The sequence below is a fragment of the Pseudoalteromonas sp. BSi20652 genome (genome assembly GCF_000239855.1).
In the GTDB taxonomy this organism is placed as follows: Bacteria; Pseudomonadota; Gammaproteobacteria; order Enterobacterales; family Alteromonadaceae; genus Pseudoalteromonas.
Genome location: NZ_BADT01000170.1, coordinates 77921 through 95894 on the forward strand (window position 1 = coordinate 77921; position 17974 = coordinate 95894).

The window sequence follows — 17974 nt, forward strand, 5'->3', positions numbered from 1 at the left end:
CTTTTAAGTTCGTGTTCCAAAAATGTCTGTGCCGATCCTTACCATGGTTGAGCCTGCACTAATAGCAGCTTCAACATCGTTACTCATACCCATCGACAAAGTATCTACTTGAGGATATTGGGTCTTTAGTTTATCAAAGCAAGTTTGTAATTGCTCAAAAGATTGAATTTGCGTATCCAGATCGTCGCTTTTAGCGGGAATTGCCATTAAACCTCGAAGTGTTAAGTGCTCACATTGGTTAATAAAATCGGCAAGTTCATCTATTTCATCGCGGAGGCAACCCGACTTTGCTTCCTCATTACTTATATTTACTTGAATAAGTATATTAAGAGGCTGTTTATCGTCTGGGCGCTGGGAATTTAATCGTTTTGCTATTTTTATACGATCAACACTTTGCACCCAATCAAAATTGGCAGCCACTAAAGCGCTTTTATTAGATTGAATAGGCCCAATGAAATGCCAAATGATGTCGCTATATGACTGCAGTTGAGCTATTTTATCTACAGCCTCTTGAACATAAGATTCACCAAATTCGCGCTGACCATGCTCATAAGCTGCAATAACATCGTCGCTTGGTTTAGTTTTAGACACTGCCAGTAGAGTGACATCGTTAGTGTTTCGTTGTGCATTTTTTGCCGCGTTTGCAATTCTAGCGTAGGCGGATGTGAGTCGTTCTGCTATTGTAACCATATATTTATCAGTTAGTTGTGGAGTCATAAATGGATATTACCGAATTATTAGCGTTTAGTGTGCAACACAAAGCATCCGATTTACATTTATCATCGGGTGTTTCACCTATGATACGCGTAGACGGTGATGTTCGCCGCATTAATATACCAGCCCTTACGGACAAAGACGTAAACAGTCTGGTTTACGATATTATGAACGATAATCAACGCAAGGACTACGAACAAAACCTCGAGGTGGATTTTTCGTTTGAAGTACCTAATTTAGCACGTTTTCGTGTGAATGCGTTTAACTCTAATCGCGGACCTGCTGCGGTATTTCGTACCATACCAAGTGAAGTGTTAACGCTTGATGATTTAGGTGCGCCAGATATTTTTAAAACAATCTCTGATACACCGCGTGGACTCGTGTTAGTGACAGGGCCAACAGGCTCTGGTAAATCAACAACACTTGCCGCTATGGTTGATTACATAAATCAAAATAAACATCACCATATTCTAACAATCGAAGATCCAATCGAGTTTGTTCACGATAATAAATTAAGTCTTATTAACCAACGTGAAGTTCATCGTGATACACACAGCTTTTCAAACGCGCTACGCAGTGCATTGCGTGAAGATCCTGATGTAATACTGGTAGGTGAACTACGTGATTTAGAAACCATTCGTCTTGCAATGACCGCAGCCGAAACAGGCCATCTAGTATTTGGCACGCTACATACCACTTCGGCACCAAAAACGATTGACCGTATTATCGATGTATTCCCAGGTGAAGAAAAAGCCATGGTACGTTCAATGTTATCTGAATCATTACGTGCTGTTATTTCGCAAACATTACTTAAAAAAATTGGTGGTGGGCGAGTTGCAGCACACGAAATTATGATTGCAGTGCCTGCTATTCGTAATTTGATCCGTGAAGATAAAATTGCACAAATGTATTCATCTATTCAAACAGGTGCCTCGGTAGGTATGCAAACAATGGATCAGTGTTTAAATAATTTGGTAAATCGTGGCGTTATTACTAATGCTGCAGCCAAGGAAAAAGCACAAGACAAAACACAATTTGGCGGGTAAGTAATTATTATGGCTTTATCTTTAAACGACTTTTTATTGATTATGATTGAGAAAAAGGGTTCTGACTTATTTGTATCGAGCCAACTACCAGTAAGCGCTAAAATAAACGGTGAGCTTATTGCGCTTAGTGATGAAAAGTTAACAGACAAGCAATCGCTTGAAATGGTTGAATCTGCAATGAGCGAAAAGCAAAAAGCAGAATTCCATAAAACAAAAGAATGTAACTTTGCGATTGCAACAGACGAAGGGCGCTTTCGTATTTCTGCTTTTTGGCAACGCGATAGAGCGGGAATGGTTATTCGCCGCATTGTGACGCAAATACCTGATGTAACTGAATTAGGCCTGCCTTCTACGCTTACCGATGTAATTATGTCTAAACGTGGTTTAGTATTGTTTGTGGGTGGTACAGGTACGGGTAAATCGACCTCACTTGCTGCACTTATCGGTTATAGAAACCGTAACCAGCGCGGTCATATACTGACTATTGAGGATCCGATTGAGTTTGTACACGAGCACCGCAAAAGTATTATTACACAACGCGAAGTAGGGCTTGATACTGAAAGCTTTGAATCAGCCCTAAAAAGTTCATTACGCCAAGCTCCTGATGTAATTTTGATTGGTGAAATTCGATCACAAGAAACCATGGAATATGCATTAAGTTTTGCTGAAACAGGTCATTTATGCGTAGCTACCCTGCATGCAAATAATGCGAACCAAGCAATAGACCGTATAATGCACCTGGTGCCAAAAGAAAAGCATGACAAACTTAAGTACGATTTAGCGCTTAATTTACGTGCAATCGTGGCACAACAACTTGTACCAACTGCAGATGGTGAAAGTCGTGTGGCAGCGATTGAAATACTACTTAATTCACCAATGATTGCAGAGCTTATTAAAAATGGTGATATTGGTGGGATTAAAGAGGCAATGGCCAAATCGAGAGAAATGGGCATGCAAACATTTGACCAAGCATTGTTTGAGCTTTACAGACAACAACGCATTAATTACGCAGATGCACTGCATCATGCCGATTCACCAAATGATTTACGCTTAATGATTAAACTGCGCAATAACGAGCAGCAAGGTGCAGGCTTTTTACAAGGCGTTACTATTGATGGCATTGACGATAAAAATAGCGATCAATAAACCTATGCGTTTTGATATTAATACTTAATACAAAAAAAGCGCCAATTGGCGCTTTTTATTCATCACGGGTTGTTTATAGAGCAGGCTTACTCACCGTAACTCGATTCAAAAAAACTTTCTAAAATAATAACTGCAGACATATTATCTACGTTACCTTTGCCTAAGTTTTTGTAGCCGCCACTTTCAAAAAGTCGCGCTTTTGCATCGGCTGTTGTTAAACGCTCGTCTTGTGTTTGCACAGGAATACCATAATGATTATGCAATCTGTTGGCAAACTTTTTTGCTTTAAAGGTAACCTCTTGTGACGTTCCATCCATATTTAGTGGTAAGCCAACAACCATTAAGTCAGGCTGCCATTCGGTTACTTGTACAGCAATATGGTCCCAGTTAGGAATGCCATCTTGTGCTTTTACAGCCTTAAGGCTAGAGGCGCTGCCTGTTAGCTCTTGCCCAATAGCAATACCAATGCTTTTGGTACCAAAGTCAAAGCCCATTACAGTGCGTTCGCCTTGCGGCTTAAGCGATTTTTTTGTCATGTGTATCTTGTTTAAGTTTGCTAAGGGTTAAGTTACTATTATGCGTGACCAGCCTCAGGGCTGAGTTGGCTAATATCAAAGCCCAACATTGAAACTGCTTTTTCCCATCGTTTTTCAACGGGCGTATTAAAAATTATTTTTGGATCTGCTTCAATTATCAACCAGCTGTTATCAAGTAATTCTTGTTCGAGTTGTCCTTGCTCCCAACCAGAGTAACCTAAAGTGATAATAAACTGCTCAGGTGCTTGTGCTGTGGTTAAGCTTGCTAAAACGTCTTTTGAGGTAGTGATCATAATATCGCTACTGAGTTTTTGGCTTGCTGAATAACCCGATTGGGGAGAGTGCAAAACGAAACCACGGTCAGTTTTAACGGGTCCACCTGCAAACACACTTACTTTTGCTGCGTTTTGCGTTTTGTCGTTATCAATTTCTATTTTATCTAAAAGCTCGCCAACGGTAACATTAATGGGTTGGTTTATTACCAAGCCCATAGCCCCATCTTCATTGTGCTCACAAATATAGGTAACAGCACGTTTAAAAAAAGGGTCTTGCATCGACGGCATCGCGATTAAAAAATGATTTTCTAATGACTGCATAGATTTCACCCTTTTTAATTAATGAACTTTGAGTATGGCATAGTTATTTAAATTGACATAAAAAGCCCATTAATTGCATGAAAGGCTTAAACTAATGGGCTTTTTATTGTGGTAATTACTTACCTAATTTACGCTCAATTGCATCAAATAAAATACCTGTAATAGAGATATCATAAGCAGCTTCAATTTCGCGCACGCACGTTGGTGCAGTTACGTTAATTTCAGTTAATTTATCGCCAATAATATCTAAACCTACAAATATTAAGCCTTTTTCTTTGAGCGTTGGTGCAACTGCTTGCGCTATTTTTAAATCTGATTCGCTAAGTGGGCGGGCTTCACCTCGACCGCCTGCAGCTAAATTACCGCGTGTTTCACCATTTTGTGGAATACGCGCTAAACAATATGGAATAACTTCACCGTCAACTACTAGTACGCGCTTGTCACCTTGTTTGATCTCTGGAATGTAATTTTGCACCATAGCAAAGCGGCTACCGTGCTCGGTTAGCGTCTCACAAATTACACCAATGTTGGCGTCGTCTTCTCTAACACGAAAAATAGATGCGCCGCCCATACCATCAAGGGGTTTTAAAATAATATCTTTATGCTGCGCTAAAAACTCACGAATTTGTTTTTGACTACGTGTAACCAGGGTATCTGGCGTATGTTCGCTAAACCATGCTGTAAATAGCTTTTCGTTAGCATCGCGAAGGCTTTGTGGCTTGTTAATTATTAACGTACCTTCTTGCTCTGCACGCTCTAAAATATAAGTCGCGTAAATGTATTCAGTATCAAAAGGAGGATCTTTACGCATCAAAATTACATCAAGATCGGCAAGCGCTATAGTGGCTTTTTCTTCAAGCTCGTACCATTTGTCTTCATTGTTGAATACTTGCGCTTTAGACGCTGTAGCGTACGACTTACCTTTACGAAGAGATAAATCATCCATCTCCATATAATAAATTTCGTAGCCGCGTTCTTGCGCTTGCATCATCATTGCAAAACCGGTGTCTTTTTTGATGTTAAATCCACTAATAGGATCTGAAATAATACCTAACTTAATTGCCATGCGCTGTGCCTTACTATAAATGTTACTGTTTATATGAGGGTGCTTTTAGTTATTTCAATTAGCTAAATCGCCAAATTGAAGTTGTAATGCACTTAAGACCGTTAAAGCAGCAGTTTCCGTTCGTAAAACGCGCGGGCCTAAGCGAATATCCACGAATTCTAGTTGTTTAGTTAATGCCATTTCATCATCGGTAAAGCCACCTTCTGGGCCTACTAAAAAGCGTACACCATCTTTAGGAACCGTAATGGTTTTAATACTGTGCTCAGCACGAGGGTGAAGAGTGAGCTTAATTGCATTGGTTTGTTGTGCAAGCCATTGCTTTAAATCCACCGGAGGATGAATAATTGGCACAAAATTACGCCCTGATTGCTCTGCCGCTGCAATGGCTATTTTTTGCCATTGTTGGTGTTTTTTCTCAAGACGATCGCCCATTAGTTTCACGCCACAGCGCTGACTAAAAATAGGAGTGATTTCGGTAATACCCAGTTCTACTGACTTTTGAATTGTAAAATCCATTTTATCGCCGCGAGAAACGCATTGGCCTAAATGAATTTTAAGGGGAGATTCTACATCGTGCGGGATCAACTCTTGCGGCATCACGACAACATTTTTTTAGTTACCTCGATAATTTCACTAAGGTATTCTCCGCCTTCGCCATTAAAAATAGATACTTTTTCACCTACTTTCATACGCAACACTCGACCAATATGGCCTGCAGCGTCTTCATCTAATGTAACGGGAGTATTTAAGGCAATACTCGATGCCTGATAAATATGAGGAACTCGCATGTGGTGTCACTTATTGGTTAGCGAATAAAAGTTATATACCGTTATGGTAAGTAAGCGAAGGAGTTGGTGCAATTATTTATTTTTATTGATTTGTTCTGCAAGCTCAATTAGGTCTTGTGGAGTGTGTGCAATGTCGATATTAGCTGTTGAAGGTTTGATTAAATTTTCATCCGTAATAGGGCTAACCGTATAGCCTGTGTCATCAACACTTATTAAAAAGCGATTTTCGTGTAAGGAATTAAAAATAAACCGCTGTTTATCGCTTGCGAGTAAGTAATCAGTACTGTTAAATAAAACGCCTTGTAAATTATGATGTTCAGTTAGGTAATTAATAAGTTCTGATACACTGATTTCGTTTTCGAGATCGCAATAAGAGTAGTCTTTGATTAATTCGTCAAACATCATTCTTACTAGTTGTCGGGTATTACTACCTGCGGCAATAAGTAAGCTAGGCGTTTTTTTGGAGGGTGCAGTAGTGTAATGCTCTGCAAATGCACGGCTAAATTCGTTGTCTATGTCAATTAACAAATAGTTAGTTACTTCAAGTGGCATAGGGCCTCATTGCGTTTAAGCAAAATGATTTTTACCCTTGCTTGAATACAGAGCTAATAACTAGCAACTAAACTCAGCAAAAATGGGTGTTAAATAGAAAACATGCTAATAAGTAGATAGCCTATTGCACAAAAAACAGCAAACTCTATACATGCAATCCCAATATTATCTTGGTGATCAATCTCAAGCGCTGTATCAATATTTGGTAAAGATATAACTTTTATTACATAAGTTAAACAATAAAGTAACATCCACATTACACCGCAATGCATAACGAGTGTGAATATGTTTTCCACCATTTTACCATTTTGAAATGCTGCACTAGATAAACCAGCATACACTGCTAACGCTAAACCTATTGATTTACCAGCATATCTTATGCCAATAGAGGTGTTTTCTAGGTTGAAATTGCTTTGCAATGAAGCACCTTGATTAGCTCTCGCAAAGCGGTGCTCTCGTATTTTACTATCGAGTGCAAACATTCCCTGAAGCGTTAAAAAGCTAACGCAAGCAATGAGTAAGTTACTAAAGCCTTGAGTGTGTGTCCACGTGTACAACCCAAGTGCAATAATGCAGTTGGCGATTAACATACCAGAATCCACTAGTGCGGCACATACATTTTGCTTTAATATGGCGGCCTCCTCATTAAATCTATGCAATATCCATTTTCTGTGAATTAAATGACCTATTTTTATAAATGTAAATAAGAGAATAATAATAATTAAAACTTTTAATGGATTTGATTGAGCTGTGCTTATGCTTATTTCATCAAATAAAAAAGCCATCGTTGCTATGACTACTGATATTTCAGAGGCAAAGCTAATACCCATAGCAAAGTTATCGTGTTGCGCTAGCTCATCTTTAAGCGCTTGTTTTGCTTTGATTTGAGTGACAACTCGTAAACTAAAAATAGTTACACAAATAACCGTAAAACTAATAGCAATCGCAATAAAACTAGTGTTAGATAAAGACAAATATGACATGGTGATCCTAATTAAGTTAACCTTTCTAGGTTTTAGTCATTCTAGTACGGTTATTGATGATATAAAAGTGAGGATTGATGAGTAACGCAAAGCAACTTCCCATTCAATTACAAAAACTTGGCTTAATGCGCTTTGAGAAATTATATCCGCAACAAAGTAAACAAAGTGAGATTATAAGGCTATTAGCGCTCAGTGACTTTGCTTGGCGCTGTTTAGAATCACAACCGGCTTTAAACACGTGGCTATTATGTAAAGATGAAATACACAATAGGGCAATCGATTCTCCTTTTGAAAATCTAAACTTAGCTGATATTGATGAAGTTCAATGTCATAAAGTACTTCGTCAATACCGTGAAAAATATTGGCTTAAAGTCGCTTTTTTAGACTTGTGCTGCAATAACTCAATCTCTGATAGCATTAAATATATTAGCCAGCTTGCAGATATGCTGATTCTCAGCGCTAATGAATGGTCGCATGCACACGTTGCAAAGGTGAATGGCGAACCTTTGGATGAGCAAGGTCAAGCTATGCCACTGATGGTGCTTGGCATGGGGAAGTTGGGTGGGCAAGAGCTTAACTATTCTTCTGATATCGATCTTATTTTTGCCTATCCTCGCAGTATTAAAACTCAAGGCGGTCGTCGCAGTATTGAAGCGCAGATATTTTATACAAAGGTTGCGCAAAAACTAATTGCATCACTCAATCAAATAACCGGTGATGGGCAAGTATTTAGAGTTGATATGCGCTTACGCCCATTTGGCGAAAGTGGCCCTTTGGTTATGAGCTTTAATGCTATTGAAGATTACTACCAAGAACAAGGGCGCGACTGGGAGCGCTACGCAATGTTAAAAGGGCGCTTGATTGGAACGCCTAATAAATATTGGGATGAATTTATCCAGCTTTTAAAGCCGTTTGTTTATCGCCGGTACATTGACTTTTCTGTTATTGAATCACTTCGTAAAATGAAGTTAATGATTGCACAAGAGGTTCGCCGTAAGCGCCTAACTAACAATATAAAGTTAGGGGCGGGTGGTATTCGTGAAGTTGAGTTTATTGTTCAAGCGCTTCAAATGGTACGTGGTGGAAGAGAAGCAAACTTGCAAACTCAATCATTACTTAACGCGTTAAAAGAGCTTACAGTTAGCCAGGTAATAGATGAACTTGAGGCAAAAGACATTCAGAGGAATTACCTTTATTTACGTAAAGTAGAACAGTACTTGCAAATATTTGACGACCAACAGACACAAACACTGCCAGACGATGATCTTAACCAACAGCGCTTAAATTTCCTATTAGAGCAACCTGACTTTGTTTCGTCTATTAACAAAATAGAGCGTGTAATGAGTCAAGTTAATAACGAGTTTACGCATGTGATAGGTGAGGAAACGGTTCCTTTAGATACCAGTGAAGGTGCATTTATTAGTGCGTGGGATCATGGTGATATAAGCTTTTTAAAAGAACAAAAAGATGAGTGGCAATTACCACTTCAAGACTTTAAACAACGCCTTTTAAAAGTGAATGTAGGAAACCGTGGGCGTGACATTTTAGATAAATTAATGCCGGCATTGTTAAAACAATTAAGTGATTTTAAAGCCAGCGCAGCTGCATTTACGATGATTTGCCAAATACTAAATAAGATTATTTCTCGCACTGCTTATTTAGAATTGTTATACGAAAACCCAGGTGCATTAAAACAACTGGTACTTTTGTGTTGCCATAGTAAGTGGATTGGAGAGCATATATCTCGCTACCCCATATTGCTCGATGAGTTAATTGACCCCGCAATACTTTATAAGCCAACCCCATTAAGTGCTTATAAAGATGAAATAAGACAATATTTTTTACGTATAGAGTACGATGACTTAGAGTTACAAATGGAGTCGTTAAGGCAATTTAAGCAAACGCATCAATTACGAATTGCTGCTGCTGATGCAACCGGTGTTCTTGATGTAATGAAAGTAAGCGATCACTTAACAGTGTTGGCAGAAGCGATTGTTGACCAAGCTGTTAATATTGCATGGCATAATACCGTTAAGCGTTTTGGTATGCCGCCGGGTACCGATAATGAACATAAGGGCTTTGCTGTTATCGCTTATGGTAAAACAGGTGGGTTTGAAGTCGGTTACGATTCAGATTTAGATTTAGTCTTTGTGCACAATCATGACGGTTCAAGTCAAACTAATGGTGAAAAGCCAATAGATTCGCGCCAGTTTTATTTAAAGCTCGCTCAGCGTTTAATGCATTTATTTAATACTCGTACTGCATCGGGGATTTTATATGAACTTGATACGCGCTTGCGCCCTGAAGGGGCGTCAGGCTTGCTGGCGATAAATTTAGAGAGCTTTAATCACTATCAGCAAACTCAAGCGTGGACGTGGGAGCACCAAGCACTTGTTCGCGCTCGTTTAATTTTGGGCCAAGACGATCTAATAGATCGTTTTTCACAAATTCGTAAAAATATACTTTGCCAACAGCGCGATGACGCCGTGTTAAAAGCCGATGTAATAAAAATGCGAGAAAAGATGCGTGAGCATCTAGCGAAAGGTGATGCAGAGCAATTTGATTTAAAACAAGATATTGGTGGAATGGCTGATATTGAATTCATTACTCAATATTTAGTGCTTAAACATGCTCAAAATTTTGAACAACTCACCGTGTATTCCGATAATGTAAGAATTTTAACGGATGCAGCTAATATAGGATGTATTACTAAAAATCAAAAACAGCAGTTGATTAAAGCGTATATTGATTATCGCTCGTGTTATCACGTGTTGAGTTTAGATCAGCAGGGCAAATTGATCTTGCGAGAAGCTTTCTTACAAGATATTACTAACGTAACGAATATTTGGAATAGTATTTTTGAATTGAATTGAATTGAATTGAATTGAATGAAATTGTAAAACCCAAGCGCTTGCTTGGGTTTTTTGCACCTGTAAACCCTTAAATCTTTAGTTTTAAACAATTTGTACGTACAAACTCTGATGGTAACTCGGTAATAACTGCTGCTCTTTGTTTATGGCAAAAGTAAGTGTAAACCTCATGCTCAAAGTCATCATTTATAGCGCGGCCAATTTGATAAAGCGCTGAAGTAAAGTTGCTATCTACTCTAAAGTGATCTTTAACTACGTAGTCTTTACTTAAATACCAGTAAAGTTCAATACCTTCATTTTTTGCATATAGACTAAGTGCATCTTTGAGTGTTGTGCCATTTTCAAAGCGCCTAGGTTCAACCTCCCCGGACCATGTTGTAGGCATCGGGTCTACTGTTCGCATGCGCTCAGAAAGCACGCTATCAAGAGTTTGTTCTGGTGTTTTAAGTTTTAAAACAAACTGGTCTCGTTCTTTATTACTTTTTACTTGGTTACGAATAGATGCGTAAAAGCGTGATAAACCTTCTGCTGCTGCATTTTTAGACTCTTTAATATCAAACGCAGGTCCATCGCCCAATAGAAAATAGCCGGCAAGTGCTATTAGTACAGCTGCAAACGATAAATGTTTAATCCAAAACCACATTACGATTACCCACCTTAATTACTTCTGTTATTGTTATACCATTACTTTTTATAAAAAGAAGGGGTATTTTTATCAGGTCTAGTTTTAAAACGACGGTGTAGCCACATATATTGTTCTGGTGCGGCATTAACAGATTGTTCCATGCGCTGATTTACACGTGTTACATCAGCTTTATCATCACCACTGGGGAAGTTTTCAAGCTCTGGCAGTATTTCTAAGTGGTATTTACCATTTTCATCACGGCGAGTTATTAAACTCATTGTTTCACAGTTTTTACTGCCTGCAAACATAAGAGTACCTGTTGTAGTTGCCGCGTCAGGTACTGCGTAAAATGGGACAAACTCACAGCGGTTACGGCCGTAGTCTTGATCCGGTAAGTAATAACATACCTTTTTATTTTTAATGCTTTTAATAAACCTTTTACATCTTTTCGGCCAATCAGGTATTCGTTAGAGCGAAGGCGGCCATTCGTTGTAAAGTATTCCATAAGCGGATTATTATGAGGACGATAAAAGCCGATACCTTGGCATTCTAAGCCCATAATGCGGCTAGCCATTTCAAGATGCAGAATATGAGGTACAAGTAATAAAACCCCCTTACCAGACGCTTGAACACGTTCAAAGTGTTCAAGTCCTTTAAAAGATCCGAGTGCTTTTTGCGCTCGCCACTGCGGCCACCACCAAGCCATGCCGGTCTCAACCATCGCAATGCCTGTATTTTCCATATTTTTGAGCACAAGAGCTTTTTGATCTGCTTCGCTCATATGAGGAAAACACAGTTTAACGTTTACTTCTGCGATGTGGCGACGACGCTTCATAAACTTGTGAACTAAGCGGCCTAGCTGTTTACCCATTGCCAATTGTAGCTTTTGTGGTAGCCAAGAAATTAAATATAAAAATAAAACGCCAATCCACGTTAACCAGTATCGAGGGCCTAAAAAAGATGCTTTAAAAGGAGATGAGGTGACCACAAAAATCTCTCTGAGAATAAAAACGGTAGTTTAACGCTAAGCGCTGTAAAATACAAAAAGCCAGCAGTTAGCTGGCTTTGAATGTTTTTTAATTACACGAATGTTGTGGTTTAAGCTGCTTTTAAACTTTGGTTTATAGCAACTAAATCTTCACTTGTTAGTGTACCCGCAGCTTGTTTTAAGCGAAGGGTAGATAACACATAACGGTAACGTACATCAGCGAGGTTACGCTTTGCATTGTATAAGTTTTGCGTACTCACGAGTACGTCAACAATGGTACGCGTACCAACTTCAAAACCGGCTTCAGTTGCTTTAAGGGCACTTTGAGCTGAAACAACCGCTTGCTCTAGCGCTTTGTAAGTCGCAATATCTGAAACAACTTGATTATAAGATGTAATTACTGTGCGAGTGACTGCGCGGTAATTTGTTTCATAATCTTGGCTCGCTGATACGTAAAACGCACGCGCTTGGTTTGTTGCAGCAACCGTTGCGCCACCTGAATATAAAGGTACGCTAAAGTTAAGCCCAACAGAACTTGAATCTGTACGCGGTTGGTCATCAAAATTAGCGCCATTTCTTTGAGTGTCTGTAAGAGAGTCACCATAACTTGCACTTAGAGTTAGCTTTGGATAATGACCCGCTTTTGCTAATTCAATTTGATCTTTTGCAATATCAACCGTTACTTTAGAGACTTGTAAGTTGATATTTTTATCTTCAGCTACTTTAACAAAGTCGCTTGAGCGCTTAGTTGGTTTAGTTGTTGAGAAAGTATCTGTATTTAAAAAATTTAATTTTTCGTGATACTTACCCGTGATTTCACGAAGCTGTTCGCGTGCAGTTTCTACAGCATTACTGGCAATAATTTCTTGGGCTACGGAATTATCAAACTGAGCTTGTGCTTCGTGTACGTCTGTTATAGCTGTTAAACCTACAGCGTAACGTTGTTTTGTTTGTTCAAGTTGACGTTCGATTGCGCGTTTTTCAGCCTCAACAAATTCAAGGTTATCGCTGGCACTTAATACGTTAAAATAACCTTCAGCAACGCGTACAATTAAATTTTGTTTAGCTGCATCATATAGGCCGCTTGCTTGTAGAGCTTGCTTATCGGCAATATCTAAAGTGTTCCAGGCGCCTAAATCAAATAATGTTTGGCTTAAACTTACACCACGAGAGAATTGGTCTGTATCACTTTCAACTTTTACTTGGCTAGCTAAATCGCCAACACTTTGATACGACGTTGAGTCACTTTTTGTATAGCTGGCTGTTAAAGCAATTTGAGGTAATAGTGCGCTCATTGCTAAATCGCTTTGGTAAGATTGCGCATCAGCTTGGGCTTTTGCTTTTAAAACAGTAGGATCGTTAGCTGTCGCTATTTCAAAAACTTGAAGTAAATCTTCAGCGTTAGCGGCTGTAGCGCCTAATGCGCATGATAAACTAACCAGCGCCGCAAGGATGTTCTTTTTCATATTAGGTTCAGTCCTTAGACAATTTTTGTACTAAAAGCATGTTAACCTGTTTTACTCCATAACAAAAAAATAATTAGTAAAACAGTATGTTCAAGTGTAACAGAATATATTAACGCATTTAATAGCTTAAAATAAGTAGAGGATAAGTACGTGGTTGATACAAAAGCTCGTTCAATTTACACATGAAGATGTGAATTTAAAGCCAAGTAAAAACCTTTATAAAGGTTTTTTCAGGTTGATTTATACCAGTTTGAACATGCTCTTTTTGCGGGTGGGAAGTCTAAAATAATTAGCCGTGAAATATTAGAACGCGGTGATGCAATTGCTGTTCTTCCTTACGACCCAATATCAGATACTGTTCTTTTAATTGAGCAAATACGTATAGGTGCCATTAAAAGCAAACATTCGCCGTGGCTGCTAGAATGTATAGCCGGAATGACCGACGGCAGTATTGATTACGAATCAGTTGTTAAAAAAGAAGCGTACGAAGAAGCCGGGCTTGAATTAACCGAGCTTGAATTTATGCTTTCATATCTATCAAGCCCAGGTGGTACAACTGAGCGCTTATATTTATATTTAGCGCGTGCAGATTTAAGCCAAGTAAAATCAGGTGTATATGGTCTTGAAACTGAAGGCGAGGATATAAAAACTCATATTCTATCAGTTGATGATGCGCTAGTGCGTCTCAATAATGGTGAAATAGATAATGCGGCAACGGTTATTTGTATGCAGTGGCTTGCGCTTAATCGCGAAAAAATGGCAAGCAAATGGGCATAAACTCTTACTAATATTATGGTGGTACTTTGACAGCACAATTAGCAACAAAGCGATATATTCAAAGCCTCCCAAAGTATTTAACACTTTGTGAGCATAACTATGTGCGACTATTAAAGTTGTTACCGAGCGAGCGTGACGTAGGAAGCATTCGTGAAGTTAAACTTGGCAACAGTGAGTTTGCTACAAAAATTGATGGTAGCGCAAAATATACTATGGATATTTCAATTAGGCAGCTAACAGGAATGGTTAAAGGGATCACGCCGCTGTATTTAACGGTACGCTTGTATCACGATGCGAAAGTAGCTGAAATTATTCATCACGATTACCATCAGCGCATAAAACCATCGTACGGATACCCCAACCCTAAAATGCATCAAAAAGATGAAAAGTATCAACTTAATGCGTTTTTATACGACTGGTTAGTGGCCTGTGTAGAGCACGGACAAGCTACATTAAACTGGGATGTAAATAATGGTTTGGTTTGATGATACGTATACATTTGATAAATCATCTTTGTGCATTGCACATATTACCGACAGCCATTTATTTGCAGATAAAAATGGTGAATATTTTAATGTAAATACTGCAGCTCATTTTGAACAAGCTTTGGCACACATCGCTGAGCAGTCAATAGATTGCGTAATTTTTGGTGGTGATTTAACACAAGACCATAGTTTCGAATCGTACTTATTATTTAGTGAACTTATAAATGCCAGTGACATCATTTGCCCTGTATTTTGGGTACCAGGTAACCATGATGAGTTAGCAATGCTTAATCGCATAAGTGGTGGGCAAATAAATTCGGCTAAACATATTATTGCCAATGGTATTGAGCTACTTCTGATTAACTCTAAAGGTCCTACACCTGCAGGATGGGTTACTGGCGCGCATTTAGACGAAATAACAGACGCTTTAATCAATTCGAATAGTAGTAAAGTTATATTTTGTCACCATAATCCGCTGCCAATAAACGGCTACCTTGATAAGCATCTATTAGAAAATGGCCCACAGCTTTTAAATATTTTAGTTAATAGTAATCATGTATCTGCGCTTTTTCATGGCCATGTACACAATGATTACGAACAATATTTTAGAGGGCTGCCCATATATGCAACCCCAGCGAGCTCAATACAGTTTGTAAAATATACTCCAGAGTGGGAGCAAAAAAATACGGGGCCAGCTTATAGAATGCTAAATATAAAGAGTAAAAAAGATAAACTAGAAGTAAAAACGGAAGTGGTATGGCTAAGCGCGTAATTTATATTCATGGCTTTAATAGTTCACAAAAATCATATAAAGCTGTGCGCTTTGGTGAGCTTATGGCAAACTATGACGTTGATTATTGTGTACCGAACTTAAACCACGAGCCCCTACAAGCTATCATTGAGCTTGAGCAATTACTAACGCCAAATACCGTTTTATTAGGCAGCTCGTTAGGTGGTTTTTTTGCCACGTATTTATCGCAGCGTTATCAAATTCCTGCAGTGGTTATTAATCCCGCGGTCGCACCCTATAATTTATTACAGTCGTTAATTGGACCTAATTATAATCCGTATCAAGATTATCATTACGATTTAAATAACAGCCATATTGAGGCACTTAAATTGCTCGCTGTAGATAAATTAGCATCCCCTGAGTTACTGTACTTATTACAGCAAACAGGCGATGAAGTGTTGAATTTTCAACACGCAGTAAACTATTATTCGCAATGCAAGCAATTGATAGAGTTTGGTGGCGATCATAGCTACGTTGAATTTGAACGCACCTTTGCAAGTATTGTAGATTTTCTTAAAATCACGTAAAACTAGTTAGGCTGAACTGAGGTTAGTTACTATATTAACGCTTTAGCGCATATAACAATAAAACTAGTAAAACGAATTAGAGCCTTAGCGGATATAAAGACAAAAACTATGAGTGATCAAAATTATAACGCCGAAGCCATTGAAGTACTTAATGGACTAGATCCGGTAAAACGACGCCCAGGGATGTACACCGATACAACACGTCCCAATCATTTAGGTCAAGAGGTTATCGATAACAGTGTCGATGAAGCTATGGCCGGTCATGCTACTCGTATCGACGTAATACTCCACGAAGATAACTCGCTTGAAGTAAGTGATGACGGACGTGGTATGCCTATTGATATTCATCCTGAGGAAGGTATCCCAGGGGTAGAACTAATCTTCACTAAATTACACGCAGGTGGTAAGTTTTCTAATAAAAACTACCAATTTTCGGGTGGTTTACACGGTGTAGGTATTTCGGTAGTAAATGCGTTATCTACACGTGTAGAAGTAACAGTAAGACGTGACGCTCAACAATACAGAATGGCATTTGAAAGCGGCGATAAAGTAGAAGACTTAAATGTAATTGGTACAGTCGGTAAGCGTAACACCGGCACTACGGTTCGTTTTTGGGCTGATGTTAGCTATTTTGATTCACCAAACTACTCAATTACCAAGCTTAATCATTTATTAAAAGCCAAAGCGGTTTTGTGTCCAGGACTGCGAATTAAGTTTATTAATAAGCAAACAAAAGAAACCCAAGAATGGTTTTACGAAACTGGCTTAAAAGATTATTTAGTTGAAGCAATTAAAGGTTTTGAAACATTACCGCAAGACCCGTTTGTTGGCGAATTTAAAAGTTCAATTGAAGGTGCTGACTGGGCTGTTGTATGGCTGCCAGAAGGTGGTGAATCAATAGCTGAAAGCTACGTAAACCTTATTCCTACCGCGCAAGGTGGTACACATGTAAATGGTTTACGCCAAGGTTTGCTTGAAGCAATGCGAGAGTTTTGTGAGTTTAGAAACTTACTCCCTCGTGGTGTGAAATTAACTCCTGATGACATTTGGGATCGTTGTAGTTACGTGTTGTCGGTTAAAATGCAAGACCCTCAATTTGCCGGTCAAACAAAAGAAAAACTATCATCACGCTCATGTGCTGCGTTTGTATCGGGGGTTGTAAAAGACTCGTTTAGTTTATGGTTAAATGAACATACAGATACCGCAGAATTATTAGCTGAGTTATGTATTTCAAATGCGCAAACACGCTTGCGTGCAGCTAAAAAAGTAGTGCGTAAACGTGTTACTGCTGGTCCCGCTTTACCGGGTAAACTTACCGATTGTAGCGCTGCTGATAACGACCGTACCGAATTGTTTTTAGTGGAAGGTGATTCTGCTGGTGGCTCTGCTAAACAAGCACGAGACCGTGAATTTCAGGCAATTATGCCGCTACGTGGTAAAATTTTAAATACCTGGGAAGTTGAATCGGGGCAAATACTAGCATCGCAAGAAGTACATGATATTTCAGTGGCACTGGGTATTGATCCAGAATCAACCGACATGTCAGGACTACGCTACAATAAAATTTGTATATTGGCCGATGCTGACTCGGATGGACTACACATTGCAACACTTTTGTGTGCACTGTTTGTTCGCCATTTTCCGGAGTTAGTAAAAACAGGGCATGTGTATGTAGCAATGCCGCCATTATTTAGAATAGACATTGGTAAAGAAGTTTATTACGCACTTGATGAACAAGAAAAAACCGCTATTTTGGCGCGCATAGAAGCCGAGAAAAAACGCGGGAAAGTAAACGTACAACGGTTCAAAGGTCTGGGTGAAATGAACCCATTACAACTGCGTGAAACCACGATGGATCCAAATACACGACGTTTAGTGCAGCTTACGCTTGATGAAGAAGTAGAAACCATGGAGATGATGGATATGCTACTTGCTAAAAAACGATCGCCTGATCGTCGTCAATGGTTAGAAGATCATGGTAATAAGGCACTCGTTTAATTACCTGTGCTTAACACTAGG

At 39.0% G+C, this 17974-nt stretch carries 15 protein-coding genes and 3 pseudogenes; 8 read left to right on the top strand and 10 right to left on the bottom strand.

The genetic code is table 11. The features are described 5' to 3' along the window. Nucleotides 1-3: 3 nt before the first annotated feature. Nucleotides 4-717 carry a YggS family pyridoxal phosphate-dependent enzyme gene (locus tag P20652_RS04855; RefSeq protein WP_008170785.1) on the bottom strand — a complete coding sequence of 238 codons (714 nt, stop codon included), beginning with the start codon at nucleotides 715-717 and terminating at the stop codon, nucleotides 4-6. A gap of 2 nt (nucleotides 718-719) precedes the next feature. On the opposite strand from P20652_RS04855, the gene P20652_RS04850 reads away from it, so the two are divergent. Next, nucleotides 720-1760, top strand: a complete 1041-nt coding sequence (locus tag P20652_RS04850) for a type IV pilus twitching motility protein PilT (RefSeq protein WP_008170787.1) — start codon at nucleotides 720-722, stop codon at nucleotides 1758-1760. Between the two features lie 9 nt (nucleotides 1761-1769). Continuing rightward, complete coding sequence (locus P20652_RS04845; RefSeq protein ID WP_008170789.1) at nucleotides 1770-2906, top strand: PilT/PilU family type 4a pilus ATPase; 1137 nt, start codon at nucleotides 1770-1772, stop codon at nucleotides 2904-2906. An 86-nt stretch (nucleotides 2907-2992) separates the two neighbouring features. Here P20652_RS04845 and ruvX read toward each other — a convergent pair whose 3' ends face one another. The 6 genes and pseudogenes from ruvX to P20652_RS04820 all read right to left on the bottom strand — a co-directional run bounded on the left by ruvX (nucleotide 2993) and on the right by P20652_RS04820 (nucleotide 7427). Then, complete coding sequence (gene ruvX / locus P20652_RS04840) at nucleotides 2993-3442, bottom strand: Holliday junction resolvase RuvX (RefSeq protein WP_008170791.1); 450 nt, start codon at nucleotides 3440-3442, stop codon at nucleotides 2993-2995. A gap of 38 nt (nucleotides 3443-3480) precedes the next feature. Further along, the gene (locus P20652_RS04835; protein WP_008170794.1) at nucleotides 3481-4038 is read right to left on the bottom strand and encodes a YqgE/AlgH family protein; all 558 of its coding nucleotides are present in this window, start codon (nucleotides 4036-4038) and stop codon (nucleotides 3481-3483) included. Nucleotides 4039-4153: 115 nt separating this feature from the next. Further along, a complete protein-coding gene (gshB, locus tag P20652_RS04830; protein ID WP_008170796.1) occupies nucleotides 4154-5104 on the bottom strand; it encodes a glutathione synthase in 951 nt (316 codons plus the stop codon). Between the two features lie 54 nt (nucleotides 5105-5158). After that, nucleotides 5159-5892: pseudogene (gene rsmE / locus P20652_RS18695) on the bottom strand (16S rRNA (uracil(1498)-N(3))-methyltransferase). A 72-nt stretch (nucleotides 5893-5964) separates the two neighbouring features. Continuing rightward, nucleotides 5965-6444: a hypothetical protein gene (locus P20652_RS04825; protein WP_008170802.1), complete on the bottom strand. Its 480-nt coding sequence runs from the start codon at nucleotides 6442-6444 to the stop codon at nucleotides 5965-5967. Between the two features lie 89 nt (nucleotides 6445-6533). Further along, nucleotides 6534-7427 carry a hypothetical protein gene (locus P20652_RS04820; RefSeq protein ID WP_008170805.1) on the bottom strand — a complete coding sequence of 298 codons (894 nt, stop codon included), beginning with the start codon at nucleotides 7425-7427 and terminating at the stop codon, nucleotides 6534-6536. Nucleotides 7428-7504: 77 nt separating this feature from the next. Between P20652_RS04820 and glnE the strand changes: the two genes are divergently transcribed. Then, entirely contained in the window at nucleotides 7505-10300 is a 2796-nt protein-coding gene (gene glnE, locus P20652_RS04815) for a bifunctional [glutamate--ammonia ligase]-adenylyl-L-tyrosine phosphorylase/[glutamate--ammonia-ligase] adenylyltransferase (RefSeq protein ID WP_008170807.1), read from the top strand. Nucleotides 10301-10367: 67 nt separating this feature from the next. Here glnE and P20652_RS04810 read toward each other — a convergent pair whose 3' ends face one another. From P20652_RS04810 to tolC, 3 genes and pseudogenes are all read right to left on the bottom strand, one after another. Continuing rightward, on the bottom strand, nucleotides 10368-10940 hold the full coding sequence (locus P20652_RS04810) for a toxin co-regulated pilus biosynthesis Q family protein (protein WP_008170811.1): 573 nt from the start codon (nucleotides 10938-10940) through the stop codon (nucleotides 10368-10370). Between the two features lie 41 nt (nucleotides 10941-10981). Further along, nucleotides 10982-11910, bottom strand: a pseudogene (gene lpxL, locus P20652_RS18700) (LpxL/LpxP family Kdo(2)-lipid IV(A) lauroyl/palmitoleoyl acyltransferase). A 110-nt stretch (nucleotides 11911-12020) separates the two neighbouring features. Next, nucleotides 12021-13376 (bottom strand): outer membrane channel protein TolC, encoded by a 1356-nt coding sequence (gene tolC / locus P20652_RS04805; protein WP_008170818.1) that lies wholly within the window; start codon nucleotides 13374-13376, stop codon nucleotides 12021-12023. A gap of 154 nt (nucleotides 13377-13530) precedes the next feature. Here tolC and P20652_RS18705 point away from each other — a divergent pair. The 5 genes and pseudogenes from P20652_RS18705 (at nucleotide 13531) to parE (ending at nucleotide 17953) form a co-directional block, all read left to right on the top strand. Then, nucleotides 13531-14153 (top strand): annotated as a pseudogene (locus P20652_RS18705) (NUDIX domain-containing protein). Nucleotides 14154-14179: 26 nt separating this feature from the next. Beyond that, nucleotides 14180-14638 carry a DUF1249 domain-containing protein gene (locus tag P20652_RS04800; protein ID WP_008170822.1) on the top strand — a complete coding sequence of 153 codons (459 nt, stop codon included), beginning with the start codon at nucleotides 14180-14182 and terminating at the stop codon, nucleotides 14636-14638. Continuing rightward, complete coding sequence (locus tag P20652_RS04795) at nucleotides 14625-15410, top strand: metallophosphoesterase (RefSeq protein WP_008170825.1); 786 nt, start codon at nucleotides 14625-14627, stop codon at nucleotides 15408-15410. Before P20652_RS04800 ends, P20652_RS04795 begins: the two co-directional genes overlap by 14 nt. After that, the gene (locus tag P20652_RS04790; RefSeq protein WP_008170827.1) at nucleotides 15395-15955 is read left to right on the top strand and encodes a YqiA/YcfP family alpha/beta fold hydrolase; all 561 of its coding nucleotides are present in this window, start codon (nucleotides 15395-15397) and stop codon (nucleotides 15953-15955) included. Before P20652_RS04795 ends, P20652_RS04790 begins: the two co-directional genes overlap by 16 nt. 108 nt (nucleotides 15956-16063) lie before the next feature. Next, nucleotides 16064-17953, top strand: a complete 1890-nt coding sequence (gene parE, locus P20652_RS04785; RefSeq protein ID WP_008170829.1) for a DNA topoisomerase IV subunit B — start codon at nucleotides 16064-16066, stop codon at nucleotides 17951-17953. Nucleotides 17954-17974 lie beyond the last annotated feature (21 nt).

Coding starts and splice junctions, on each gene's coding strand:
- P20652_RS04855 (WP_008170785.1), bottom strand. CDS start 717: ATGACTCCACAACTAACTGATAAATATATGGTTACAATAGCAGAACGA.
- P20652_RS04850 (WP_008170787.1), top strand. CDS start 720: ATGGATATTACCGAATTATTAGCGTTTAGTGTGCAACACAAAGCATCC.
- P20652_RS04845 (WP_008170789.1), top strand. CDS start 1,770: ATGGCTTTATCTTTAAACGACTTTTTATTGATTATGATTGAGAAAAAG.
- ruvX (WP_008170791.1), bottom strand. CDS start 3,442: ATGACAAAAAAATCGCTTAAGCCGCAAGGCGAACGCACTGTAATGGGC.
- P20652_RS04835 (WP_008170794.1), bottom strand. CDS start 4,038: ATGCAGTCATTAGAAAATCATTTTTTAATCGCGATGCCGTCGATGCAA.
- gshB (WP_008170796.1), bottom strand. CDS start 5,104: ATGGCAATTAAGTTAGGTATTATTTCAGATCCTATTAGTGGATTTAAC.
- P20652_RS04825 (WP_008170802.1), bottom strand. CDS start 6,444: ATGCCACTTGAAGTAACTAACTATTTGTTAATTGACATAGACAACGAA.
- P20652_RS04820 (WP_008170805.1), bottom strand. CDS start 7,427: ATGTCATATTTGTCTTTATCTAACACTAGTTTTATTGCGATTGCTATT.
- glnE (WP_008170807.1), top strand. CDS start 7,505: ATGAGTAACGCAAAGCAACTTCCCATTCAATTACAAAAACTTGGCTTA.
- P20652_RS04810 (WP_008170811.1), bottom strand. CDS start 10,940: ATGTGGTTTTGGATTAAACATTTATCGTTTGCAGCTGTACTAATAGCA.
- tolC (WP_008170818.1), bottom strand. CDS start 13,376: ATGAAAAAGAACATCCTTGCGGCGCTGGTTAGTTTATCATGCGCATTA.
- P20652_RS04795 (WP_008170825.1), top strand. CDS start 14,625: ATGGTTTGGTTTGATGATACGTATACATTTGATAAATCATCTTTGTGC.
- P20652_RS04790 (WP_008170827.1), top strand. CDS start 15,395: ATGGCTAAGCGCGTAATTTATATTCATGGCTTTAATAGTTCACAAAAA.
- parE (WP_008170829.1), top strand. CDS start 16,064: ATGAGTGATCAAAATTATAACGCCGAAGCCATTGAAGTACTTAATGGA.